The organism is Prevotella sp. P4-67, assembly GCF_002251325.1.
Classification (GTDB): Bacteria; Bacteroidota; Bacteroidia; order Bacteroidales; family Bacteroidaceae; genus Prevotella.
This window is the reverse complement of sequence record NZ_NPJL01000014.1, coordinates 1-23,291: the sequence shown is the minus strand read 5'-3', so window position 1 is coordinate 23,291 and position 23,291 is coordinate 1. Positions and strand designations below refer to the sequence as shown.

The window sequence follows — 23,291 nt, the reverse complement described above, 5'->3', positions numbered from 1 at the left end:
TTAATCTTATTTTCATCAATAATTATAACACAAAAATTAAAATGTCATTATTCAATATCCCTTAATCTTACACTTCAACATCCCTACACCCTGTCGGATATTATATTAACTTTTTTCAGAAAACGTGAGATTTTTTTCACAAGCGTTTCTGCCTCCTTTGGCTTGGGCATGTTTTCTCTCGCAAGCGTCACCTGAATGTTATAGACTGCGGAATCATTTGTGGTCGCATCGTGTGTATAGCTAAGTGATTTCAGCATACACCATTCCAATCTGACAAAGGAGTCACAAACTATTGTTCCTGGAGTATATGAGATGGAATCTGTTGGTATAAACGCTTCCTTGTCATCGTAGTCGTAAATGACAGATCCGTTTTTCAAAGCCTTGATATGAGTGCGTACTTGGCTGTTCTTTGCTTCTATTAGTTTTACTTCCAGTCTTTCATCAGATTTATAGTCGTACTCCAAGAGGTGCTCTTCTACAATTTGACAGATACTGTCCTGCAGTTGATGGCTAATATGATTGTCTTTACGATACTCGCTATTACAGATGTCATAGAGAGTGTAATATCCGTTCTTACGCAGTTCCAACTCGCCAAACCAATGTCTTGCTGTATGATAGACAAAGGCATCATACTCCGGTTTCACCAACAGACCATATCTGTCACGCAGTCCTATCTTCCCTGTTTTCTTGTCCTCTATGCAGAATATGCCTGGATAGGTGTCAAGAGTATAATATCCGGTTCTTCCTACAGTGAAGCATGTGTATTGGTTGTTGCCTATGGCCAAGCATGGCAACAATATCCCAATATAGATGGCTGACATAACGGACAGCAACATTTTTTTCTTGTCCTGGTAGAATGAACTACATACATAGATCACCATGCTAAAACTGATGCCCAACATGGCCATTCGCAACAGTCCGGCATGGGTTTGGGCAAAGAAGAATATCAGCATGGATATAACCAACACCCACACTTTTCCTTTCTCCAATCCATAATATCTTTTAAGCAGATGGAAACTCAGTGTCGGAGCCACGACACAGGCGAACAGACATATCCTCGCATTCATAGCGAGACCAGCATACAATGTGCCTGTTGTTATCAACAGTAGGGAACAGTATGTCCTTGCAGTCTTATCCGTCCAGAGCAGTTTGCCAAGTGCGTCTTTCCATGTCAAGGTGTCTGTCAGAAAACCCTTACGGAAGATATTGACGAGGAAGACCGCCAAAGGAACTACCCACAACCATGTAGCCACAGCTAAAGTAAGCCCTACATACCACCATTGGTCAAAGTCGATGTTCAACAATGGAAATACTTTTGAGGCAAGCTCATTAAGTTTTATGTCAAGTTCTGTACTGACAGCGAAGGCTGCCAATCCCATGAACAGCAGTCCTGGAATCCATGATTTCTTTTCCCTATGGTAAAGCGTGAACGAGAGCAGCAGACGTGACATAATAAGTAACATTACAATCCATGTTGCAGGAGTAGCGACCCATGCTATTCTGCTTCCCAATGCGGCTATAGTCCACAATGAACAGATAGCCAAATCAATTTCTAATAGTATCTTTCTCATCTTATCCTTATTTTATTCTATTTCCATCAATATTGCCGTATAGTTGTCATCACCTTGTTTTTGACAGAGAAAGTCAAATACATCAAGTATCTCTTCCAAGGGCTTGTCGTCCAACATCCTTGCTTGCAGGATGTCTGGAGCTATGCTTTTGTATAGTCCGTCCGAACACAGCAACACTCTGTCACCAGTCTGTAGCTGGATTTGTCGAATATCTGGTACAGCCACTTCCGGGCGGTAAGAGAAGAAGCATTTGGCAACAATCTCCCATCCGAAATCAAGCCGGATATGGTCTTTTGTCTGATAAAGTAATCCATCACCAGGTCTTTGTACATAACAACGACTATCACCAATATGTGCAATGGTTGCCACATCGTTCTCAATACTTACCATGACCATGGTCGTACCCATCTCTGCATGATGAAGTTCAAATGTCTTTTTGTCAATTGCACAACTCGCTTTCTTGCAAGCAAGTTTCACCTTTGAGTCACAATCGGGCATACTGATATGCTTCTTCCAAAAGTCAGATATAGTATTGCATACCGTTTCACTGGCTGTCTCTCCAAAGGAATGACCGCCCATACCGTCACAGACTATTCCCATGAAGCAATTGTGCTCTGGCATTTCCAAAACGTTAAAGCAATCTTCATTATTGCTTCGCCGACCAGTCTTGCTTATTGTTGCATATCTTATCTCCATATTAATGTTAGTTATATGAATAAGGTTCGTTTCAAATGGCGAATTTTATTTTGCACCACCGAATAAAAATCATATCTTTCCTGCGGATAAATAACGAAAAATCATCGAAGGATTATCTAAGATGTATCGAAGAATTATCGAATACTTAACGACCGTTGCATTTCAATCCCAAAAAGCAAATTTGTCATACGAGGTGTCTTGCACAAACACTTTATCTCCAAATACCATATCGTCGGGCTTCTTTATTCGAATGATGGGGCAACAGGCGAAAGCACAATCCCCTACACTCGCATTTGACAGAAATTTGATATATAAGAGTCTCTCGTTATGATAAAAAGCTTCTGCTCCTATTCTCTTCAAAGAGTTTGGAAATACCGCTCTTACCATGTTGGAAGGATAGAAGGCACGAACACCTATTGTCTCCAGTCCTTCAGGGAAGTTAATGGTTGCAAGTCTTTCGCAGAATCGGAAAGCATAATCTCTTATCTCTCGGACTCCACTATGCAGTATGACCTTTCGCAGATTACCGCAGAACATAAAACCATCTATCTTCCTAACCGATGAAGGAATGTCAATCTCATGTAGAGAATAACAACATTCGAAGCCATTCAAATAGTTTAGGTTTCGTGGCAGAATTATATTCTGCAACGCTTCACAGTGTCGAAACGCATTTCTTCCTATCTGTGTTATTTCATCATGCAACTCCACTCTTTTCAATGATATGCATCCGTCAAATGTGTCGCTCTCTATCTCCATTACGGAACGTGGAATGACAATATGTTCCAATGCTTCACAACCCATAAAAGCAGCATCGCCTATTGAGACAATATCATTATGCAACTCTATATCCCGAAGCCGTTTTTGCAAACAGAAAGCAAACGGTTCAATGACTTTGACGCTTTGTGGAATTATGAAATGCTCTTTCTCTTGCCAACAGTATATCAGACGACTCATGTCTTTGGAATAGAGAATGCCGTCTTTGAGTGTTATATAATCAGACTGATTATCAATCTCTGAAATTTGCACTTTGAAACATTTCGTCGGAGCCGCACAAACAAACGGACGTTGTTCATACGATGCAAACGGACTTTCAAATTGTGTTTCTATTTGAATAGACTTTGGAATATGAAGGACTCCGATATTGTCGTAGTTCTTCCACAACAGCTCATTCTGTTGCATAATGACTTCCTTTTCCATTGCGTTTTAGTCTATATCATCCGTTACCATCACATCATAGAAACTGTCGTCGCCAGCCCAATAAATCATGGGAGCCAATCCCTCCGAAAACTTGTTGTAGTTGGTTTGTGGCGAGACACTCTCCAGCTCTACAAGTTTTCTATCCAGTTCCTCTTTGGTTCTTGCAAACACTATATTCCAAAAGAACCGGTCTTCTGACGCATAGTCTTCTGAGTCGAAACAAGGATATAGCTTAACGTCTTTACCAACGTAGATGCCATCTTTATCCCATCTCTTAATGGCATACAAAATAGCCTCAGTTACATTCACAAACTTTACTCCGAGAACAATAAACGAATCTGTATTCTTAATCGTCTTCATATCAGTTGACTTTATTATATTTTACATAAACGGTTTCATGTATAGCACAACTATACTTCACTAATGCTGTCTTGCGCCTTGATGGCATCATGCACCTTGACAATTATTTTTCCAAGGTGAACTTCTTTACAACCTTACCTTTTCTGTCTATCACACCATAAAGATTAATTTCCTTATCATTAGTTATGCCAAAGCCATCTTCGTCACAATAGAACCTGCCGTCAGGGTTGATTTCCCATCTCACTTCTGCCACACCATTTTCATAATGATAGATGTCTCCAGGAAAAACGAAAGCACGACATTTTACTATGTCAACAACTTTTTCCGATAATCCTTCCAAACTTCCCCAGTCAATATCGTCATCTGTAACAGCCACAAGCTGTTCTCTCTCAGACATAAACTCGTATGCACATTTCGCGTCATCATCCATCAGATAGCGAGGTTTGCAGTAGCCATCTATCGCTTGCCTCACCAATGTCATGCCCTCTCCGAGGCTTCCTTGACTGTATGGAGATTCATTATACCGGGAAGTCCCCAGTACCTTATAAAGTTTCTCTTCTTCAGACATGTTTGCATAATCTGCTGAACCATCATCATACAGCAGAGATTGAGGATCCCCGAGGGCTAATAAACTGCGCAAAGCATCTTCCTTTCCGAGCGCGAAATCATCTTCGTTGATTTCATCCTCATCCTTTGCCATACTTAGGTAACGCAGTTTCCTTATCAAGTCACGTTCTTCCTCATTCGCAATATTATACGCTTCCTGTATAAAGCTATCGAAAGATTTTTTTAAAGCCTTTGCTGCCCTTTCATTAAGAGAGTCATCTCTTTTAACTTTCATTTTAATATCCGCAAACCTCACAAGCCGTCCCAAACACCTGGATTTACTGAGATTTGGCGTTTCATTCAAAAGTTCATCATATCCATCATTCAACTGAACAGACGCATTATTTTCTCCTTTCGAATTAGCTTGCACATTCATCTTCGCTTCTTCATATGACTTATATCCATATATGGCTGCAGCCAATGAAGTAAAACGATCATTATCAACGACCTTTACCGCATCTAACATCATTTCTCTTATTTCATCAGGAGTATTGTCTGTCAATTCTTCAAATTCTTTCATCGTCACCACAACAATGTTATACCATTCATTTCTTCCCGACAAACAAACCTGCGTCATAGGTGATTTTTCAACAGTCTCCTTACCTATTCTTACTACTTCGTAATTGACGGCACAGGCAACATTTTCTTTAACCGGTATTGGGAAACGTAAATGAATGAGTAGCCCTTTGCTTTTTACAACACTCAACGCCACCTGGAAAGTACAATATTTCCCATGTACTCCTGTTATAAACACTTTATCTTCACGGTTGGGTTCTATACCATCCGTTGCAAACATTTTTTCAATACAATCCTCAAGAGTAATAACCTTTTGATTAGTATTGTTGTATTTATTTTTGAAAACATTGAATAATCCCATAGTAAATACCCTAATCCGTGTCGGGCGCAACTTCTAAGTTTATTATTTGTTTATGAGATATAGAGTATGGAAGTAACTACAACCTATCAAAAAGCCTCTAATCTTTCGAACTCCTTCCTGAAATCCGACATTCATATTCAATATCGGTGAAATATACAAGGCATAATGCTATGCTTTAGGCTCATGTTGTACCGATTTGCTTATAAGCTCTTGAGTCTTGTCTCGATGATCATGGTTTTCTCGTAACTCTGTCAATATACTGCAAAACTCCTGCTCAGTCAATATCGTTTTGTATGGATTGCTCTTACCCTTTGTGTGATATAAAATCATACCACGTGTTGCCATTAAAGCTGTACGGAAACGCTCACTCTGTTCGAACATAGCATTATAGGCTTTGCGGACAAGAGCTGTGAATTCTCCGCTCTGTCGGTCTATAGCCTTTCCCTTCCACCATACTATCTGGTCAGTTTGCCATCCTGCCGAAGTCTGTTTCTTTGCATTTTTCCCTTTCATACTACATATTTGACGCTGTTTGTTTATGTCCTGCAGCTTCAATGATTGGAGAAAACCCTCCATACTGCCGCAGACAACGCCATCAAAACGGAAGCCATTGCTGCAAAGGTTACTCAACATATCAGCAGGATAAGCATTCTTTGACCATATGTCTATAGCTTGCCCTCTCCATATCTGCCACTTTACTCTTATCTTTCTGAATATTGAAATCATATTCTTCGTTAATTTGTTACAAATAGTAAAACCTCTCGTAGTTGAACCGTGACAACTCACTTTGCGTGGTGTCCAATGTCTTTAGGCGTTCGGGTATCTCATGCAGTGGTATGCCGTCGTCCAGAAGCCTTCTGAGTTGGGTGAACATGATGCGGTTTGTCCGGTCCATGCTCTATTTGTCAGTAGCCACACCATACTCTTCTGCTTCACTCATCTCAGATATGATCATACCTGAGAACAAACCGTGCAGCCCTTCCTTCTTTGCAAACTCCATGGCATGACACCATATACCGATGATGTCTCCACAATGCTTGCGAAGATAATAGGCTTGCGAATGCCCTACGATAATACCGTCAAAGTCTTCCTCCTTATCATTCTTGCGATAGTATAAACCTTTATCTGAACCATGACCAAGCAGCATGATACGCACTCTTGGCGACGTATGGCGAAGCAGATACCCCATCTTTTTGTTGGAGCAATCGGTTTCAATCAACCGTGCTCCCAACCCTTCATAAAGGATTGAGAGCATTTCGGTCGTTTTATCTGTCGGATGTATCACTAACATAGTCTTTCCTTTTGTCTCGTTTATGATAATAGGGAGAGAAAAGTAACCTCTAATCTATCACTTCATTGGTTTGACATAGTGCCATTGCATTTCAATCCCAGAAAGCAAACTTATCATACGAGGTGTCTTGCTCAAACACTTTATCTCCAAATATCATATCATCGGGCTTCTTTATTCGAATGATGGGGCAACAAGCGAAAGCACAATCCTCTACAGACACATTTGATAGAAATTCTATATATAAGAGTTTTTCGTTATAATAAAATGCTTCTGTTTCTATCTTCTTCAAAGAGTTTGGAAATATCACCTTTACCATACGGGACGGATAGAATGCACGAGCCCCTATCGTTTCCAGTCCTTCAGGAAAGTTAATTGTTACAAGTCTTTTGCAGAATCGGAAAGCATAATCTCTTATCTTTCGGACTCCACTATGCAGTATGACCTTTCGCAGATTATCGCAGAACATAAAACCATCTATCTCTTTAACCGATGAAGGAATGTCAATCTCATGCAGGGAATAACAACATTCAAAGCTATTCAAATATTTTAGGTTTCGTGGCAGTACAATCTTCTGCAAGGCATCACAGTGTCGAAACGCATGTCTTCCTATTTGTGTTATTTCATCATGCAACTCCACACTTTTCAATGATATGCATCCGTCAAATGTGTCGCTCTCTATCTCTATTACGGAGCGTGGAATGGCAATATGTTCCAATGCTTCACAACCCATAAAAGCAGCATTGCCTATTGAGACAATATCATTATGCAACTCTATATTCCGTAGATTTTTTTGCAAACAGAAGGCAAACGGTTCAATGACTTTGACGCTTTGTGGAACGGAGAAATATTCCTTCTCCTGCCAACAGAATATCAATCTATTCATGTCTTTGGAGTAGAGAACGCCGTCTTTGAGTGTTATGAAATCAGACTGATTATCAATCTCTGAAATTTGCACTTTGAAACATTCCGTTGGAGCCGCACAAACATACGGACGTTGCTCATACGTTGCAAACGGACTCTTATATAGCATCTCTATTCGAAGACACTTGGGCAGATGTAGAACTCCGATGTTGCTATACTTCTTATACAGCAATTCATCTTGTAGCATTGTTACAATTTTCTCCATATCACAAACATATTAAGTTATCGAAAATCATCTCTTTCTCTATCAAGAAAATCTTTGGTCAGTTTTACCTGTCTCTTGTTTGCAAGACACAGATGTTCCTGCAAGTTCTTCTTGACAGTATTGTTGTCTATCTTTCCTCTCTTGTAGTTCTTGATGAGCAGATTGACATTTTCGAGTTTGCTTCTTAGCAACCATTCAAACAGTGCACCTTGCTCACGAGGTAGATCAGAATACCATTCATCAATGCTTTCACGATGTGCCCGATAGGTGGTTAGCGTGTACATATAGTCATCGTGAATGAGTTTAGTTGTCTCTATGTCATTACACAGATCCGCCAGTTGCTTATATGCTTCTATCAGCCGATAGTCAACTGGCATGACAGAACGCCAGGCAGCCATATTCATATCGGCTTGGGTACCACAGCTGTATGTTCCCATGACTCCATCAATCACCCGAAATAGTTTTTCGTAACTGTTAGGTTCTTGCCATTTGCCACCCGTTTTTTCATAGAAGTGCTTCATCTGCAATCGTGCTACCTCATGCCAGACAAAGGATGCGTTTGCTTCATCCATACCCGAATTGACCATACTTGCGTATGAATCGAACAGGGCAATAACGATAGAAATGGTGTCTTTGTAGTCTTTTGTAATCCACTTGTTATACTCTTTATTGTCCATGCCCAAGTCTTCCAAACCGTAGCTACCAGTTTTGCTGTACGCTGTATCAGCGATGGATAGCAAGGAGTCAACCATATGTTCTGAACAAGTAACGTATGCCATCACTTTTTTCTTGTCAACATCCAGATGTTCCAAGACAAATGGAATGCTGTCTTTAGCAACCATCACCGTATCGGATTCCTGATTATCCAATCTGCTTTTGTTCCCCTTACAGGAAACTACGGAAAGGACAATCAGAAACAATACCGTCATTTTGAATATTGTAGTAGTTTTCATGTTGCTCATTTTTGTTATTCAATATCTATTCTTGCCACCTCATCCACATTTTTTATCTTACGGATATTTTCAATGGCTTGCTTTAGTTCGTTGGAAGAATGTACCTCAAAATCCGCCGTGGTTTCCACAATGCGGTCTTGGGTTACTGTATGGAGTTCCGAAATGGAGAGGTTCTGTTGCTCTGTAATGCAAGCCACCACATCGCTGAGCAGATGATGGCGGTCGATACCACGGATGCAAACACGAACGGGGAACAGGAATTGTTCGTTCTCCTTGAAATCCACAGCTACAATGGTATCGCCCTGCTTGGATGCCTGACGGATAGCGGTGAGGCAGTTGCGCTTGTGGAGCGTAATCTGTCCCTCTGTATTCTTGAAACCGACGACTTCGTCTCCCGGCAACGGATGGCAGCAGGAACAACGCTTATACTCCATCTTTGGACGGTCGGTGAAGAAACAGCCCAAACTACGCTTTGCCTTATAGGTAAGCACATGGTTCTGCCATTCTGCTTCTGGTACTGCATCCTCTGCAGTACCTATCTCTACACAATCGCCACGATGGAGCATCGTCTTCACAGAGGACAGTTTACCGTTGATACGTGCATACACGGCATGAAGTCCTACTTCGGTATGAATTTCGAAAGCAAAGTCGAGTGCAGTGGCATACTTGGGCAGTACGATACATTTGCCCTTTGGTGTGAAAGCCATAATGTTATCATGGTAGAACGATGCCGTCACACCATCCATATAGTCCATCTCGTTGGTGTGGTAGGCTATATCCTTGAGCACAGCCCTGAACTTTTCCAACCATGCCTTTAGGTTTTCCTCCGTGCGTTCAGCAGTACAGCCAAGGCGGTTGTTGCGTATCATACGTTCAGACGAGATATGCACTTCCTCCCATTGTCCCTTTGGATTGAGAAACTTCACATGGAAACTTTGGTAGCCGTTCTCCTTCGGAGCGTTGATATAATTGACCACAGAACAAGGACGCTCCTTGAAACAGTCGGACAATACGGCATAGATATGCAAGCTCTGCTTCTTTTCCTCCTGTAGGCCGTCAGCCTTGTAGATGATACGCAGGTAATGCTTGCTGTCGATATGTTCGAAATCACAACATTTGGACTGCATCTTGCGCCAGATACTGTAAGGTGAGCGCATACGGAGCTCGATGCGTGCGTCAATGCCGTTAGCTTCAAGTATCTCCTTAGTCTTGGCGATAAAGACATCCACATCTGGCTTCTCCGACAGCTGAAGTTCAGCCAACTGTTTCTCTATTTGTTCATACTCACGTGGACAGCGATAGCGGAACGACAGGTTTTCAAGTTCTGTCTTTACGTTATACAAACCAAGGCGATTGGCAAGAGGGGCATAGAAATAATCTGTCTCCGAGGCAATCTTCATCTGCTTGTCAGGGCGCATACTGCTGAGCGTGCGCATGTTATGAAGTCGGTCTGCCAATTTCACCAGGATGGCACGCACATCAAACTGTACAGACGATAGCATTTGGCGGAAGTTATCCACCTGCTTCGACTGGTCATACTGAGCTTTCTTCTGCTTAGTCACGACACCGACAAGAAATGCCACATCATCCCCGAAACGTTCACGGATCTCATCTATACTGTAAGGACAATCCTCTACAACATCATGTTGAAAAGCTGCCATGACAGGGTTAGCTCCCAGTTCCAACTCTTCTGCCACAATGCGTGCCACGGCAACAGGGTGACTGATATAGGGTTCACCCGACTTGCGCAGTTGGTCTTTGTGGGCATAAGCGGCAAAGTTGTATGCTTCATGCAGCAAGTTCATCTGCTTCTCGTCTACTCGTTGAGCCATCAATGTGAAGATAGCGTCCACATCGGTTTGTATCTTCTTTTCATACTTCTCATTCATAGTCTTTTCATTTTTATCGTTCATTATAAGAGAGTGGAAGAGTTGTTGATATTATATCAACTTTCTTCAGAAAACATGAGATTTTTTGTACAAGCGTTTCTGCCTCCTTTGGCTTGGGCATGTTTTCTCTCGCAAGCGTCACATAAATGTTATAGACTGCGGAATCATTTGTGGTCGCATCGTGTGTATAGCTAAGTGATTTCAGCATACACCATTCTAATCTGACCAAGGAGTCACAAACTATTGTTCCTGGAGTATATGAGACGGAATCTGTTGGTATAAACGCTTCCTTGTCATCGTAGTCGTAAATGATAGATCCGTTTTTCAAAGCCTTGATATGGGTGCGTACTTGGCAGTTGCTTGCTTCTATCAACCTTACTTCCATTCTTTCATCAGGCTTATAGTCGTATTCCGAGAGATGACCTTCTACTATATGACAGATGCTGTCCTGTAGTTGATGGCTAATATGATTGTCTTTACGATACTCGTTATTGCAGATGTCATAGAGGGTGTAATATCCGTTCTTACGCAGTTCCAACTTGCCAAACCAATGTCTTGATGCATGATAGATAAAGGCATCATACTCAGGCTTCACCAACAGACCATATCTGCTACGCAGTCCTATCTTCCCTGTTTTCTTGTCCTCTATGCTGAATATGCCTGGATAGGTGTCAAGAGTATAATATCCGGTTCTTCCTACATTGAAGCAGGTATATTGGTTGTTGCCTATTGCCAAACTTGGCAACAATATGCCCACATAGATGGCTGACATAACGGACAGTAACAATTTTTTCTTGTTCTGGTAGAATGAACTACATACATAGATCACCATGCTAAAACTGATGCCCAACATGGCCATTCGCAACAGTCCGGCATGGGTTTGGGCAAAGAAGAATATCAGCATGGATATAACCAACACCCACACTTTCCCTTTCTCCAATCCATAATATCTTTTAAGCAGATGGAAACTCAGTGTCGGAGCCACGACACTGGCGAACAGACATAGCCTCGCATTCATAGTGAGACCAGTATACAATGTGCCTATTGTTATCAACAGTAGGGAACAGTATGTCCTTGCGGCTTTATCCGTCCAAAACAGTTTGCCAAGTGTGTCTGTCCATGTCAAGGTGTCTGTCAGACAACCCTTACGGAAAATATTGACGAGGAAGACCACCAAAGGAACTACCCACAACCATGTAGCCACAGCTAAAGTAAGCCCTACATACCACCATCGGTTAAAGTCAAGGTTCAACAATGGAAATACTTTTGAGGAGAGCTCACTAAGTTTTATGTCAAGTTCTGTACTGATAGCAAAGGCTGTCAATCCCATGAACAGCAGTCCTGGAATCCATGATTTCTTTGCCCTATGGTAAAGCGTGAACGAGAGCAGCAGACGTGACATAATAAGTAACATTACAATCCATGTTGCAGGGGTATCGACCCATGCCATTCTGCTTCCCAATGCAGCTATAGTCCACAATGAACAGATAGCCAAATCAATTTCTAATAGTGTCTTTCTCATCTTGTTTCTTTTTTATTCTATTTCAATCAATATTGCCGTATAGTTGTCATCACCTTGTTTTTGACAGAGAAAGTCAAATACATCGAGTATATCTTCCAAGGGCATGTCGTCCAACATCCTTGCTTGTAGGATGTCGGGTGCCATGCTCTTGTACAAGCCATCAGAACAGAGTAATATCCTGTCTCTTTTCTGAATGGTGAACTGCCTAATGTCGGGAACAGCGACTTCTGGACGGTAGCTGAAGAAACAGCGTGACACCACTTCCCATCCGAAGTCTATACGCACATGATCTTCGGTTTGGTAAAGTAATCCCTCACCTTGCCTTTGCAGGTAGCAACGGCTGTCGCCCACATGGGCTATTGTCGCCTTGTCGCCTTCAATGCTGGCCATGACCATCGTAGAACCCATCTCTGCATGGCTGAGGTCATAGGATTTCTGGTTGATGGCATTACAAGCCTTTCTGCAAGCCATAACAACTTTTTGGTCACTGTCTGGAGTGTCTGTATTATCCTGCCAGTATTTTGAAATGGCATCGCAGACTGCCTCACTTGCCACCTCGCCAAAGGAATGACCTCCCATGCCGTCACATACTATGCCCATAAAGCGATTATGCTCTGGCATTTCCAGGACGTTAAAGCAATCTTCATTATTGCTTCGCCGACCAGTCTTGCTGATTGTCGCATATTTAATTTTCATTATCTTTTGTTTTTATGTTTATATCGTTTTTGAGAAAGAAGTAACCTAATGATACTCACTCAATATACTTTTCCAGACTAATTTCCATATCTAACATTTGATGGCTGATATTGGTGATTATCATCTTTTCAGCTTTTGCAATTCGCTTGTTTCTGAAGGACACATTGAACGTATTTAGTACCACCAGGAACAAAGTCGGGTAGAAACATTGCTCTATCAGACTCATGCTTGTCCTGGAATGTAATAGCCATGCCACTATTCCCGTCAACACAAAAGCCAAAACGAAGTACCAAATATTGGATGGAAGTTTGTTGTTGTCTGGCTCTATGAAACTTTGCTCCATTGCTTCTGTCATAAAATTCAAGGCTTTGTCGGGAGCTGCATTATGAAAACTCTGGAACCACATACCTTGCGCTAATACGCCTTGTGGCCACTTGGCAATCTCCTTTTGCAGTTTTTCTGTGAGTCGCTGCACATCCACCTTGCCGTTGAACTTGATTTGTCGTTTGGCTTCAGACAACACAATATCATGGATGTCATGCCACTGGCTCCTGAATATCTCTTGTCGTTGTATTTCCATTGTGAATAGACTTTTATAATGTTGCCAATTCCTCTGCGTATGGTATGCCAAACACATCGAGATAACAGCACTTGATTTCTGATGCCATTGTCGTAAGGATGCCTGTTGTGCGCTGCCGTTCATGATCTGCATTGAAATGATTGTCGTTTATATTGCGCTCTATCTCTGCCAAACGCAATCTCTCATCTGTCAAACGTTGACGACTCTCACCACACTTGGCACTCTTTACCTCATTCACCTTAATGGCGATATTGGCATTCATCTCATGCAACCGTTCATCCAGCTTGGTATGTATCTCCTTCAAAGCTGCATTTTTGCTGTCTGTAAGCATACGGTCGACCATTTCGTTTTTGCCGTTCTTGATCTGTAACCATTCAATGAGTCCACAGATGATAATCCCCCAACCGCCTGTGACGATTTGGATGACCATCCATTGCCACACGCCATTGAACACCGCCTTGCGGATAAACTCCATCCATGCGGTATGTCCTCCTGCACAGTTCTTCACGATGGCACTGGCATCGCCTACGCAATAGGAGATGACGGCTTGTAACCAGTCTTGGTCTTCTTGCTTGCCCATTTCTGGTCTTTCCGTAAGGGTATCTCCCAGACGTGAAAACAGTTCAGCCACATTGACCAAGTTAGTGTTTACACTCTGTTCTGCTTCGCCGATGGCATTCTGAAGGACGGATTTGTTCGTTTCCATGAAATGATCTATCTTTTCAGAGATATGATCGGCAATGATTTGTGAGAAAGGCTGGAGCAGGCGTTTCATTTCTTCCATGCGCTTCTCCTTCGGCTTGAACAGATTTATGTTACTTACTGCCAGGGAAAGGTAGTCTTTCATACCGAAGCGTATCTTCTCATGCAAGATCGCTAAATCGACCTCCCATGTGCTATCCACACTGTCAATGGCATTGCGGATAAGCAAAGCTATGGTATTTTGAAGTTTCAGCGTGCAGTTGTCGAAAGCGGTTTCTGTAGCTTCCAGTCCAGTCTCTATCTCGTTAATGATGCGCTGGCATTCAGCCTTTTGTTCAGCAGTCATTTCTGCATTATGCTCGTAGATACCCAGGTCTTCACGCACTTTTTCCACAGCATCATTATAGGTGCCAAGCAATGTACGGAAGACTTTTCCGTATTGTGCCACACAACGCTCATCGGTAGAAAGAAACTCCAGCAGAGCCTCTTCGAATGGAAGGAACTGACTGCGTTGTAGCTTCAGTTCAATCTTTTCTTGTGAGAGTGGCACGTCTTTTTGCAGGTCTTCATCAAAGGTCATACCTCTTCTTGCATCCAAGGCTAATAACGAGGATAGTCCGAACACTCGCTTGTACATCAATGCTTCGTCAACGCTTCCGTCAGCCTTGGTGAAGCACCCTTTCACATCCTGTCGTACTCGTTCAAGAGCTTGTTCTCGCTCCACATTGGATGCTATAAGGTCTGTCTTGTTCAGAATGAAGAACACATTGCCCGGATTACCCTTGAAATTTTCATTGAAGTATTCACGGTCAGCTTCCGCAAAGCCACGTTCACTACAAACATAGACGACGGCTTGAGCCTTGGCTGCAATGTCAAGTGCCAGTTCTGTTGCCACTTCCTTATCTTCCAACCCTGGAGTATCTACAATGTTAACTCCATTCTGCATCAAAGGCAGTGAACTTCTGATGATGGAGTAGGCCACATTTTTGAAACGAGGAACATTACCTGTAGAAATCAATGTTTCTGCATCTGTAATGCCATAGCGATAGGTCTGCATGAACTCGTCCTTACTGATGTGTTCTATTCTACCTTGGGTGATGCTTCCGTCTTCATTTACGATGTCCTTGTAATGTATCTCCACATCATCTTCTTCACAACCGAACTGGACGAATGTGAGTATGGCGGTGCTTGGCAATGCAGATTCTGGCAATACCCTACTGCCTAACAGGGCATTGATGAGAGTACTCTTGCCTGAGGTGAATGTTCCCATGACAACTACACGGAACAGCCCGTCTGTCACCATTTGTGCTTCTTCACGGCATCTGTAGGATTGGAGTATCATACCCAAACCTATCTCATTATTGCCAATTACCTGTCGTTGTCCTACCAATTCAGCCATAGTGTTGAGGGCAGAAACAAGTCTTGTATTTTTATCTTTACTCATATTTACTAAAAACTTATTGTTGTTTACAAACAAAAGAAACTCTCAAAGTTGCGATGGTTGACACTTGTGTCCTTATAGGCTCTTTGCTGCAATTTTTCGGGAATCTTGTATAGCGGTACATGACTGGTCAACAGTTTGCCAAGAGTGCGGTAGAGAGTATAATTCGACCTTTCAATATACATATCAAGGGTAAATTCTCCATAATTTTCAGCATCTTTAGCATTAAATAAGAAAGTGCTGGCAAATAGTCCATGAAGATGATTCCTACGTGCAAACTCTACTGCATTAGGCCATATTCCGATGATATTGCCATTGTGTCTGCGAAGATTGTAGGCATGTATTCTGTTCAGCACAATCTGTGGAACTCCAATCTGACAGTTTGCTAGACGATGTACCCACACAGGATCATCCAAATCACTCGGACTGATTTCAAGCACATCGTTAAAACGCTCTCTATATAGTCCATGGCAATCACCATAACCAATTATTAATATGGATTCTTCTTTGGGCGTTTGCCAGAGTAATTGTCCAATGCCACGTTCGTACCATTCGTCCTCTACCACATATACATTAGGCATATTGGCATATATGGCCTCTGCCAAGGAGGTTGATTTGTCTTTAGGATGTATCACCAACATATTGCACTTCTTTGATTGTTATACTTAGTTCATATCCAACGTGATTTCCATGCCTGACTCCGAAAAATGCACTCCAGACAAGGAAAGATATGCGAGAACATTCTTTAATTCGGTAACGTTCTCTGGATATACATTGATGCGTTTGCTGTCGGTGTCTATTTCAATGCCTTGGGGAATCTGCTTCTCGATATGGGTAATAGCACCAGAAATCAGTAGAGATATTGCCTTGCTACATTCATACGACATACATATAACATCCTTGCGCATTGCTTCAATTCGTACTGCAACACTAATTGTAGGGATGAACTTATGTGGAGTGTATTCGATGGACAAGGTCTTATCATCCACCTGCTTTATGGAAGGACGAACTAAGTAGTGCTTCTCTACATAGTTGGACACTTCTTCGTAATAAACTGAAACTTTCATAGGCTGACTGTTTTGTTATTCAAAGGCAAAGACAGATATGCAGCGTCTGCACTTTAATGTATTGTTCTGACTGATGCCCCATTTAATTTCTACATTTTTGTTGGCAAACATGGTCAAACAATCACTTATCCCTTCCATTTCATCCATCATCAATTCCTCTCCTTCTTTATAGGATATTGAAACAATGATATTTGAAAGTTTGTTTGAACAACGTTTCCGAATCTCTGCCATTGCATTATCTGTGAGTTCTGTGACAGAGGCATTGTCTTCATTTCTTATAGCCACTATAGGACGATGGCTTTCTGCAAATGCCTTGAAGTCGTCCCAGTCAAGATTTATAAGCCCAGAATTTAAAGCTATGTCATCGATATATGCCTTTGTGATTTGCCACTCTCTTGTTATTACTTGTATCATGCATTTTTTGTTTTTTCTTGTAATTCTGAATTTTCTAATACCCTTTCTTCACACAGCGACAGAACTTCTTGTTTGAAGTTCTCTCTTGTAACCAACTGTTGGAGTTCTTCGATAGTCTTGCATGCGTTGATGAAAATAGAATGGTTCTGTATGTAACCGTCCCTTCCTTTGAACTGCAGGGTTATAGCGATTGAATATAGTGGTGGCTCTATATCCATTCGCATGACAGACACCCCCATTTTCTTGATAGGTGTATGGTTGGATGCTATATTCATTGTGGCATGAACCATCTTGTCAAATGGTAATGTCTTGTCTAATTCAACAAGGAAAGTTTCATCATGCAATACTTGAGAAACAAACTTTGCATAGTTTTCCACGTTCTTCAACAAGTTCACTGTCAAATTGTTACTTATTGTTATATCTTTTTTCATCTTATTCGATTTATTTTATAATAAAAGAGGAATGAAAGTTTGATGCTCTATCAATATTGGCACCAAACTTTCTTCGATTATTTCGCATTCTCTGCCCACCATTCCTTAACCGCCTTGTTAAAGCGTACATTCAGTCTGGAATACTTGGTGTCAACCCATGAGCGTTTTCTTCCGATACGTTCAGCCACTTCAATCGGTGCAGTGTCTTCAATGAAACGGAGTGTCCATACAATACGCTCTTCTTCGGTCCATTTCAATTTCTGAGGTATTGTATAGAGAAAGTCCACCACCTTCTTCTGCAAGTCTTCGTGGTTCAAGTCACCCCCCAACACATCAGCCAGTGGGTTAGCATTGCTCTTGCCCTCTTGCCAAACACAGAAGTCCTTGGCAAACTCTTCTGAAACTTCAATGACACGAGGAGTCTTGTCACGCAGAACTAGTTCCTCATATCCACGGTCACTACGGATAAGGCGGTCTTTCAAATCAGCTTCGGATTTTTTCTGGAGTCTGTGCAGATCTTCTTTTTTCAGACAGAAAGACTTCATCATCTTTTCTTCAGTATTACGTTTTACCAAAGTGGAGAAAAGTACATCCTTATACAAACCATTAGGCATAGTATCGTTCAAGATGTATTCCCACATTTCTGGTGCTATAGAAAGACCGAGAAGACGTGTGTTCCCGGCAGTACGCTCGCGTGTGACGTTGATAAGCTTCATATCTTCTAGGTATCTTATCAGTTCATGTTGAGCGACCTCGGAAAGCCAACAGAAGAAACTGCTCTTGCGTGAGTATTTGTCGAGTATACTCCATGTACCTTCATTCCACAAGAAAGTATAAAGTATGTCGCCAAACTCTTCTACAGATACCTCAATCTTGTATGTTTGTTTGATGTTAGCAAGTATCTTTGAACGGAAACGGCTGATATTGCATCCGTTGGTATTTGTGCTGTAGAAGAATTTCTGGGCAAACAACTGGTCACCTGATTTTAATCGGTTGATGATTTCCTCCGACTCTTCCGTGTTGGCTTCATACCATGCAACTTCACGTGTCACAATGCCCCAATAGCGTAGCTCTTCCTTCTCGGTTGCAAACTCCTTGTTTGCTTCCGATATCTTGCTCATTATCTTCTGAACAAGTTCTTCATCACCTATCGAGAGTGTTTTCTTCTTACTCTCAATTTCCAAACGGACAACCTCTACAAGACCGAGGATAGTCTGCTTTGCAGTAAAATCGTTTGTTCTCATATCTGTCAAAATCCTTAAATTTGTACATACAAAAAACCGAACCTTACATCGGATTTTCTGATGCAAAGTTCGGTGGATTTTGACAGACTGGCTGTTCTTTGCTATGTGAACAATGTAAGCCTTATATTTTCATTGATTATCAATATGTTAGAGTTGTATATTTAAACATTTTAACACTAAATCAGTGCCATGATTTTTTCAGGCAAAATAATGTGTTTTGGCAGAACAGCAAGGTGGGCTTTCATATCTTGCAAAAGGAACGGCTCTGCAGGTTCCTGCATCCTTTCGCAGGTATTTCCAATGTCTTCACGAATACTTTTCAGCACTGTGTACAAGCCTTTCTGTTGTAATTCGCCTTCCGAATTGAAATTCTTCACCATGTCGGTAAATATTGTTTCTCCATTGATGCCATAAGTCATCTCGTACAGTTTTCCAAAGAGCTGCTTGTATTGGACAATGTTCAACGTATCAACCTTGTCACCGTTTTTCTTGCGGTCTATAAGATAGATAAGATAAAGCACAAAACCTGCACTTCGACTGAAATGCACCATTAACCTCTCGTCACCTCTGCTTAGAAAGAGACGATAATGACCGTCCGTCTTTCGTGTTTTGTCAATTTTTTCAGACCAACGTATCTCCAAATCCATTGACGAGACTTCCGCCAAATGTTTCGGATTGACAAAATCGGACATCTTCTCTTGCAATTTTGGTGATTGCCTTTGGAAGAACATTCGTAGAGTAGCAGGATCTATAGACTTAATGATAAATTCTATTTCTGCTTCCATCTTTGGGTCATGCTTCTTATGACTCTTTTTCAAGTTGTCCAATAGCCGGTCATACATTTCCATGCGTTGTTTATGGGTGATGACACCCTTAATCTCCATCTGTTCTTTGAGCTTGGCGGTGGAAGATGCCATTCCAAAGGTCGGATGGATTGTATTCGCTGATAGCGCAGCGAAATAGTTGGACTGGAAACGTTTGTCTGTTATGGCATTCCTCGCAAGTTCAACGAACTCATCTGTATTGTCTTCAACAAATGAGCGTAATAATGCCTCCATATCAAACTTGGCAATGCGTTCTGCCGCATAAATCATAAGATTGATATTTTCAAACAGCTTGTCGTTGTCAGTCTTGGCAACTATAAACCGCTTCTTTTCATTGAAACCACGTGAGGCCAACTGTATCAGAAAATTGTCACCATGCTGTTCGATACGTTCCTTTATCTTGGGGTGATTTTTTAACTCCACATTCTGGACGACCTCCAGTTCATAGGTGTTGTAGTAGTCATCGCAGTCAGCAATCTGCTTAAACTGCTCAATGATGTCCACTGCACGTTTGGCTATGTCTGCCTCTGGATCGGCAATAAGATAAAGACAGTTGTCGGCAAATTGCCCTACTGCACAATATTCTTCAATCAACTCGCCAATACAAGGCTTGTCTATAGGGTCATTATCTATAATTTTCATCTTCTTGCGCTTTTGATAGTTTGTATTTTAAGACAGCTTGCTTAATCAGATTACTGTCTGGCAAATCTTCTATTCTATATCGTACTGGCTCTTGTGGAGAATGTTCCAATTCGTCAAGCAACTGATACCATTCTGTCTTCAGTTTCTTTTTATGTGTAAAGACAAAGGTGGGCATTATCTGTAGCACCATATTCATCATCTTTGTACCGTTCACTATTTGCTGTTCAAGATAGTGCCTTCCACATTCCACAATGTTTTCTCTTATTTTTCCATCGGGGTGAGTAATGCTGTATTTTTGTGTGGATAATGCGTACTTGAACTTTCCTGTTGCCAAATGATGTCGCTCTGCATATAGTCCGGCTGTTAGATCTGCGGCTAGTTCCTGCATCCAGCGTTCACTGCAAAAAAGCATAAATTGGTACCTGTGAAGGGCTTGGTGAGCCATCTCATGAACGAAACACAAAGTGAAAGCATCTTTGTTGTTGATGCCCGCAGTTCTCAGCATTTCCAAGTTGTATGAAAGCTCACATTCCCCTGCTTTGTCGCCAAGCAATACCTCCGCAAAAGATTCACATTTGCCATTTATTTCAGGTACAGGCAAGCTGAAAAACGATGCCACATCAGCAATGATACGCTGAATGTCATCTTCTGTGACTTCTTCTTTGTCATAAAAGATGGCATTGAATACATTTGCTTCGTGGCGACGCATGTATTTCATCCATTGCTGATGGTCGTATGCTGGCATATTCAAAAACTGTAATACTTGTGCTGTTGGTTTAATATTTCATTGAGGTTCTGCTGTCTGAAAGACATGAACTCATTGATTAAGTTCTGTATGGTCAGTGGAATACCTCTGCGATGCATTTCTGGAGCAATGTATTTTCCGTGTCTGATGAACAATGCTCGCAAGGTTCCTTCAGGATGGCTTGGACTTCCGTCTGTAAGTATCAATCCCATCACAACCTTGTCAATGGCATTCATATTCCACAAACCAGCACGACATCCCATAAAAAAGTCAGGACATAATTCAGACTCCCATTGTCCATTGGCTACACCTGGAAACTGTGTGTTCTGTAGGACTCTGTGACCGCACTCGTGGGTCATAACTAACGAGAACGCATCCTTGCTGTCAACTTTCATGTCAATGAGCTGTTGCATATTAAAGCAAAGGACATCATCGTAATAGCTACCCCGATTCCAATTCACAAACATGGTCTGACCATTCTGAACATTAGTCAAATCTTGTATCATCCTTGGCATAGGGATGTTGAAGAAGTCACACGCAGACTTGATTGCATCATGTACGTCTGCATCGCTCAAACCAAATCGTTGAAAACGTAGTTGGCATCGCTTTAAGAAATCATCCATTGTAGGACGCTTGAAGAATTGAAAAGCAGGGTTATCAAAAATGTTTGCCATAACTTATAATTCTATACCCACTTTGTCTCTTCCCAAGTACATCCACAATCAAGACACTTGTAAGTTACTTTTATGTTTTTTGTTCCCTCTTTCCAAAAAGATTGGGCAGCTTTATTCGCAGCTCCATGGAAAGGAGTGAAGCAACCAACGAAGCACACTGCTGCGCCTACAAGGTTTGCACCGTTTTCTAAAACGCTGCCATTAGCTTGATTTATGACTTTTATTCTTGTACTTTTACAAGATGTATTGATACATTTCATAAGCATACAATTATGTACACGTTTTGAACCAGTTACTTCTGCACCTTATGAAGAGATGTTGTATATCCTCACTTTATGCAATGTGTACTTAAAACTTAAATATCGATTTGTTAGCGGTCAAATAAATCAGATATTGCATCCCCTAATTCAGACAAAGGAGGACGTCTAAGAACTTCTATTGATTTGTCAAGTTCTTTGTTGACTTTGTCAGAATCTCCTTGTATTGCAGCCACACCTGCTTTTGCGGCATGGAATAAACTACCTACTACTCCCATAATTAATTCTGTTAACCATTGGCGAACTAAACCAGTGCGTATTTAATTCTTCCAATGGCTTGTAATTAATGTATTGCAACACGACCATCACACTGGCTTGCCAATAATCCTGACAAATGGTCGTTTATGCTTTTGCACATTTCCTTATAAGGAGGCTCCAATATTTGAACATCAGTGTCTTCTTATGTCCATTTTGTTTCTTCCCATGTGCAACTACAATCTTGGCACTTATATGTGATTTTTACACTTTTTGTTCCTTCTTTCCAAAGCGATTGGGCAGCTTTACCAGCAGCATAATGGAATGGGGTTAAACAACCTATGGCACATATTGCAGCTCCAACGAGATTCGCACCATTCTCGAACACATTCCCATCGGCGCTCTTTATAACTTTAATTCTTGTACTTTGACAAGATGTGTTGATACATTTCATACTTGCAATTATTTAAAGGTTAGACCTTTTGCGCTTTATGAAGTGACATAGTATATCCACACTTTATGCAACGCGTACATGAAGTAGGCCTTGCACCAGGATATGCCTCTTGATACATAAAGTGATGATTGTCTCTCACATAATCGTGATTAGGACATTTTAGTCCTCTGATTTCTTTTACCATAGTTTTTGTCTTTTTACTATAATCAAAGAGTAAGTTTCGGATCATTTTCTATCATTAGATGGAAAAATTATCAAAGGAAAAGTTTTAATCTACAATGCCGTGTAACCACTTTGCACATTTCGCAATAACGCGTCGCTGATCTGTCGGTAAATTTGCATATGCTTTTCCCATTTCTGTGAGACACTTTCCTGCAAGACCAGCACTTATAGGTATGCCAAGACCGGGTATCCAAACAGTTAAAGCTGTTGCCGCCAAACCAAAAATTGCAAGACCGCCTGTTACTTCTCCCATAATTTTAAAGGCAGCTTTAATGTCGCCTTTTGTTATAGCTTCTTTACCTAACTTTTTTATATCTTCTTCTAACTGTGACATAATTCATTGTTTATATTCGACATTCTTTGTTAATCATTGGATATTGTCTATCCCAATCGATAGAATTTCGAAAATCAACAATACCTTTCATAGACTGGAAACAAAGTTTCCAAACTTCGTTTATTGCATCATTATAGATGTTCTCTATATTTTGATTAGCTTTTTGGTACATACCCAGATAGTGTTTGTCAAGGTAATCGTATATTTTTGTATTGTCCATA

Annotated in this window: 27 protein-coding genes; all 27 read right to left on the bottom strand. The window is 41.3% G+C overall.

Annotated elements, in window-relative coordinates:
• Positions 1–83: 83 nt before the first annotated feature.
• A complete protein-coding gene (locus CIK92_RS01965; RefSeq protein WP_094387992.1) occupies positions 84–1,571 on the bottom strand; it encodes a hypothetical protein in 1,488 nt (495 codons plus the stop codon).
• Between the two features lie 12 nt (positions 1,572–1,583).
• On the bottom strand, positions 1,584–2,267 hold the full coding sequence (locus tag CIK92_RS01960) for a PP2C family serine/threonine-protein phosphatase (RefSeq protein WP_094387991.1): 684 nt from the start codon (positions 2,265–2,267) through the stop codon (positions 1,584–1,586).
• A 162-nt stretch (positions 2,268–2,429) separates the two neighbouring features.
• The gene (locus tag CIK92_RS01955; RefSeq protein WP_094387990.1) at positions 2,430–3,464 is read right to left on the bottom strand and encodes a leucine-rich repeat domain-containing protein; all 1,035 of its coding nucleotides are present in this window, start codon (positions 3,462–3,464) and stop codon (positions 2,430–2,432) included.
• Positions 3,465–3,470: 6 nt separating this feature from the next.
• Positions 3,471–3,824 carry a hypothetical protein gene (locus CIK92_RS01950; RefSeq protein WP_044080562.1) on the bottom strand — a complete coding sequence of 118 codons (354 nt, stop codon included), beginning with the start codon at positions 3,822–3,824 and terminating at the stop codon, positions 3,471–3,473.
• A 103-nt stretch (positions 3,825–3,927) separates the two neighbouring features.
• Positions 3,928–5,307: a hypothetical protein gene (locus tag CIK92_RS01945; protein ID WP_094387989.1), complete on the bottom strand. Its 1,380-nt coding sequence runs from the start codon at positions 5,305–5,307 to the stop codon at positions 3,928–3,930.
• Positions 5,308–5,475: 168 nt separating this feature from the next.
• A complete protein-coding gene (locus CIK92_RS01940; protein ID WP_094387988.1) occupies positions 5,476–6,033 on the bottom strand; it encodes a hypothetical protein in 558 nt (185 codons plus the stop codon).
• Positions 6,034–6,205: 172 nt separating this feature from the next.
• Positions 6,206–6,598, bottom strand: coding sequence for a hypothetical protein (locus CIK92_RS01935; RefSeq protein ID WP_094387987.1), 393 nt, complete (start codon positions 6,596–6,598; stop codon positions 6,206–6,208).
• A gap of 91 nt (positions 6,599–6,689) precedes the next feature.
• Positions 6,690–7,724 (bottom strand): leucine-rich repeat domain-containing protein, encoded by a 1,035-nt coding sequence (locus CIK92_RS01930; RefSeq protein WP_094387986.1) that lies wholly within the window; start codon positions 7,722–7,724, stop codon positions 6,690–6,692.
• Positions 7,725–7,741: 17 nt separating this feature from the next.
• Positions 7,742–8,677, bottom strand: coding sequence for a hypothetical protein (locus CIK92_RS01925; RefSeq protein WP_144289302.1), 936 nt, complete (start codon positions 8,675–8,677; stop codon positions 7,742–7,744).
• A gap of 14 nt (positions 8,678–8,691) precedes the next feature.
• On the bottom strand, positions 8,692–10,566 hold the full coding sequence (locus tag CIK92_RS01920; protein WP_094388063.1) for a bifunctional (p)ppGpp synthetase/guanosine-3',5'-bis(diphosphate) 3'-pyrophosphohydrolase: 1,875 nt from the start codon (positions 10,564–10,566) through the stop codon (positions 8,692–8,694).
• 13 nt (positions 10,567–10,579) lie between these two features.
• Positions 10,580–12,088 (bottom strand): hypothetical protein, encoded by a 1,509-nt coding sequence (locus CIK92_RS01915; protein WP_144289301.1) that lies wholly within the window; start codon positions 12,086–12,088, stop codon positions 10,580–10,582.
• A gap of 12 nt (positions 12,089–12,100) precedes the next feature.
• Positions 12,101–12,784: a PP2C family serine/threonine-protein phosphatase gene (locus tag CIK92_RS01910; protein WP_094387983.1), complete on the bottom strand. Its 684-nt coding sequence runs from the start codon at positions 12,782–12,784 to the stop codon at positions 12,101–12,103.
• A 55-nt stretch (positions 12,785–12,839) separates the two neighbouring features.
• Positions 12,840–13,364 (bottom strand): hypothetical protein, encoded by a 525-nt coding sequence (locus tag CIK92_RS01905; RefSeq protein WP_094387982.1) that lies wholly within the window; start codon positions 13,362–13,364, stop codon positions 12,840–12,842.
• 13 nt (positions 13,365–13,377) lie between these two features.
• Positions 13,378–15,510, bottom strand: coding sequence for a dynamin family protein (locus tag CIK92_RS01900; RefSeq protein WP_094387981.1), 2,133 nt, complete (start codon positions 15,508–15,510; stop codon positions 13,378–13,380).
• A gap of 23 nt (positions 15,511–15,533) precedes the next feature.
• Entirely contained in the window at positions 15,534–16,148 is a 615-nt protein-coding gene (locus CIK92_RS01895) for a hypothetical protein (RefSeq protein WP_144289300.1), read from the bottom strand.
• A gap of 24 nt (positions 16,149–16,172) precedes the next feature.
• Complete coding sequence (locus CIK92_RS01890; RefSeq protein ID WP_094387979.1) at positions 16,173–16,574, bottom strand: hypothetical protein; 402 nt, start codon at positions 16,572–16,574, stop codon at positions 16,173–16,175.
• A 15-nt stretch (positions 16,575–16,589) separates the two neighbouring features.
• Positions 16,590–16,988 carry a hypothetical protein gene (locus CIK92_RS01885; RefSeq protein ID WP_094387978.1) on the bottom strand — a complete coding sequence of 133 codons (399 nt, stop codon included), beginning with the start codon at positions 16,986–16,988 and terminating at the stop codon, positions 16,590–16,592.
• Positions 16,985–17,419 carry a hypothetical protein gene (locus tag CIK92_RS01880; protein ID WP_094387977.1) on the bottom strand — a complete coding sequence of 145 codons (435 nt, stop codon included), beginning with the start codon at positions 17,417–17,419 and terminating at the stop codon, positions 16,985–16,987. Before CIK92_RS01880 ends, CIK92_RS01885 begins: the two co-directional genes overlap by 4 nt.
• 77 nt (positions 17,420–17,496) lie before the next feature.
• Complete coding sequence (locus CIK92_RS01875) at positions 17,497–18,663, bottom strand: hypothetical protein (protein ID WP_094387976.1); 1,167 nt, start codon at positions 18,661–18,663, stop codon at positions 17,497–17,499.
• Between the two features lie 176 nt (positions 18,664–18,839).
• A complete protein-coding gene (locus CIK92_RS01870; protein WP_094387975.1) occupies positions 18,840–20,129 on the bottom strand; it encodes a hypothetical protein in 1,290 nt (429 codons plus the stop codon).
• Positions 20,113–20,874, bottom strand: coding sequence for a hypothetical protein (locus CIK92_RS01865; protein ID WP_094387974.1), 762 nt, complete (start codon positions 20,872–20,874; stop codon positions 20,113–20,115). Before CIK92_RS01865 ends, CIK92_RS01870 begins: the two co-directional genes overlap by 17 nt.
• Positions 20,875–20,876: 2 nt before the next feature.
• Positions 20,877–21,548, bottom strand: a complete 672-nt coding sequence (locus tag CIK92_RS01860) for a hypothetical protein (RefSeq protein WP_094387973.1) — start codon at positions 21,546–21,548, stop codon at positions 20,877–20,879.
• An 11-nt stretch (positions 21,549–21,559) separates the two neighbouring features.
• On the bottom strand, positions 21,560–21,808 hold the full coding sequence (locus CIK92_RS13280) for a hypothetical protein (RefSeq protein WP_144289299.1): 249 nt from the start codon (positions 21,806–21,808) through the stop codon (positions 21,560–21,562).
• A gap of 110 nt (positions 21,809–21,918) precedes the next feature.
• A complete protein-coding gene (locus tag CIK92_RS13645) occupies positions 21,919–22,083 on the bottom strand; it encodes a hypothetical protein (protein WP_158214708.1) in 165 nt (54 codons plus the stop codon).
• A gap of 182 nt (positions 22,084–22,265) precedes the next feature.
• Entirely contained in the window at positions 22,266–22,514 is a 249-nt protein-coding gene (locus CIK92_RS13275; protein WP_144289298.1) for a hypothetical protein, read from the bottom strand.
• A 268-nt stretch (positions 22,515–22,782) separates the two neighbouring features.
• Complete coding sequence (locus CIK92_RS01850) at positions 22,783–23,070, bottom strand: hypothetical protein (RefSeq protein WP_094387971.1); 288 nt, start codon at positions 23,068–23,070, stop codon at positions 22,783–22,785.
• A gap of 10 nt (positions 23,071–23,080) precedes the next feature.
• Positions 23,081–23,291, bottom strand: a 211-nt coding sequence (locus CIK92_RS13965) for a hypothetical protein (protein WP_216822214.1), incomplete at its 5' end; no start/stop codon positions are given.

Coding starts and splice junctions, on each gene's coding strand:
- CIK92_RS01910 (WP_094387983.1), bottom strand. CDS start 12,784: ATGAAAATTAAATATGCGACAATCAGCAAGACTGGTCGGCGAAGCAAT.
- CIK92_RS13645 (WP_158214708.1), bottom strand. CDS start 22,083: ATGGGAGTAGTAGGTAGTTTATTCCATGCCGCAAAAGCAGGTGTGGCT.
- CIK92_RS01925 (WP_144289302.1), bottom strand. CDS start 8,677: ATGAAAACTACTACAATATTCAAAATGACGGTATTGTTTCTGATTGTC.
- CIK92_RS01870 (WP_094387975.1), bottom strand. CDS start 20,129: ATGAAAATTATAGATAATGACCCTATAGACAAGCCTTGTATTGGCGAG.
- CIK92_RS01850 (WP_094387971.1), bottom strand. CDS start 23,070: ATGTCACAGTTAGAAGAAGATATAAAAAAGTTAGGTAAAGAAGCTATA.
- CIK92_RS01860 (WP_094387973.1), bottom strand. CDS start 21,548: ATGGCAAACATTTTTGATAACCCTGCTTTTCAATTCTTCAAGCGTCCT.
- CIK92_RS01945 (WP_094387989.1), bottom strand. CDS start 5,307: ATGGGATTATTCAATGTTTTCAAAAATAAATACAACAATACTAATCAA.
- CIK92_RS01885 (WP_094387978.1), bottom strand. CDS start 16,988: ATGATACAAGTAATAACAAGAGAGTGGCAAATCACAAAGGCATATATC.
- CIK92_RS01965 (WP_094387992.1), bottom strand. CDS start 1,571: ATGAGAAAGATACTATTAGAAATTGATTTGGCTATCTGTTCATTGTGG.
- CIK92_RS01890 (WP_094387979.1), bottom strand. CDS start 16,574: ATGAAAGTTTCAGTTTATTACGAAGAAGTGTCCAACTATGTAGAGAAG.
- CIK92_RS01930 (WP_094387986.1), bottom strand. CDS start 7,724: ATGGAGAAAATTGTAACAATGCTACAAGATGAATTGCTGTATAAGAAG.
- CIK92_RS01905 (WP_094387982.1), bottom strand. CDS start 13,364: ATGGAAATACAACGACAAGAGATATTCAGGAGCCAGTGGCATGACATC.
- CIK92_RS13275 (WP_144289298.1), bottom strand. CDS start 22,514: ATGAAATGTATCAACACATCTTGTCAAAGTACAAGAATTAAAGTTATA.
- CIK92_RS01915 (WP_144289301.1), bottom strand. CDS start 12,088: ATGAGAAAGACACTATTAGAAATTGATTTGGCTATCTGTTCATTGTGG.
- CIK92_RS01955 (WP_094387990.1), bottom strand. CDS start 3,464: ATGGAAAAGGAAGTCATTATGCAACAGAATGAGCTGTTGTGGAAGAAC.
- CIK92_RS01940 (WP_094387988.1), bottom strand. CDS start 6,033: ATGATTTCAATATTCAGAAAGATAAGAGTAAAGTGGCAGATATGGAGA.
- CIK92_RS01960 (WP_094387991.1), bottom strand. CDS start 2,267: ATGGAGATAAGATATGCAACAATAAGCAAGACTGGTCGGCGAAGCAAT.
- CIK92_RS01935 (WP_094387987.1), bottom strand. CDS start 6,598: ATGTTAGTGATACATCCGACAGATAAAACGACCGAAATGCTCTCAATC.
- CIK92_RS01875 (WP_094387976.1), bottom strand. CDS start 18,663: ATGAGAACAAACGATTTTACTGCAAAGCAGACTATCCTCGGTCTTGTA.
- CIK92_RS01895 (WP_144289300.1), bottom strand. CDS start 16,148: ATGTTGGTGATACATCCTAAAGACAAATCAACCTCCTTGGCAGAGGCC.
- CIK92_RS01920 (WP_094388063.1), bottom strand. CDS start 10,566: ATGAATGAGAAGTATGAAAAGAAGATACAAACCGATGTGGACGCTATC.
- CIK92_RS01950 (WP_044080562.1), bottom strand. CDS start 3,824: ATGAAGACGATTAAGAATACAGATTCGTTTATTGTTCTCGGAGTAAAG.
- CIK92_RS01880 (WP_094387977.1), bottom strand. CDS start 17,419: ATGAAAAAAGATATAACAATAAGTAACAATTTGACAGTGAACTTGTTG.
- CIK92_RS13280 (WP_144289299.1), bottom strand. CDS start 21,808: ATGAAATGTATCAATACATCTTGTAAAAGTACAAGAATAAAAGTCATA.
- CIK92_RS01865 (WP_094387974.1), bottom strand. CDS start 20,874: ATGCCAGCATACGACCATCAGCAATGGATGAAATACATGCGTCGCCAC.
- CIK92_RS01900 (WP_094387981.1), bottom strand. CDS start 15,510: ATGAGTAAAGATAAAAATACAAGACTTGTTTCTGCCCTCAACACTATG.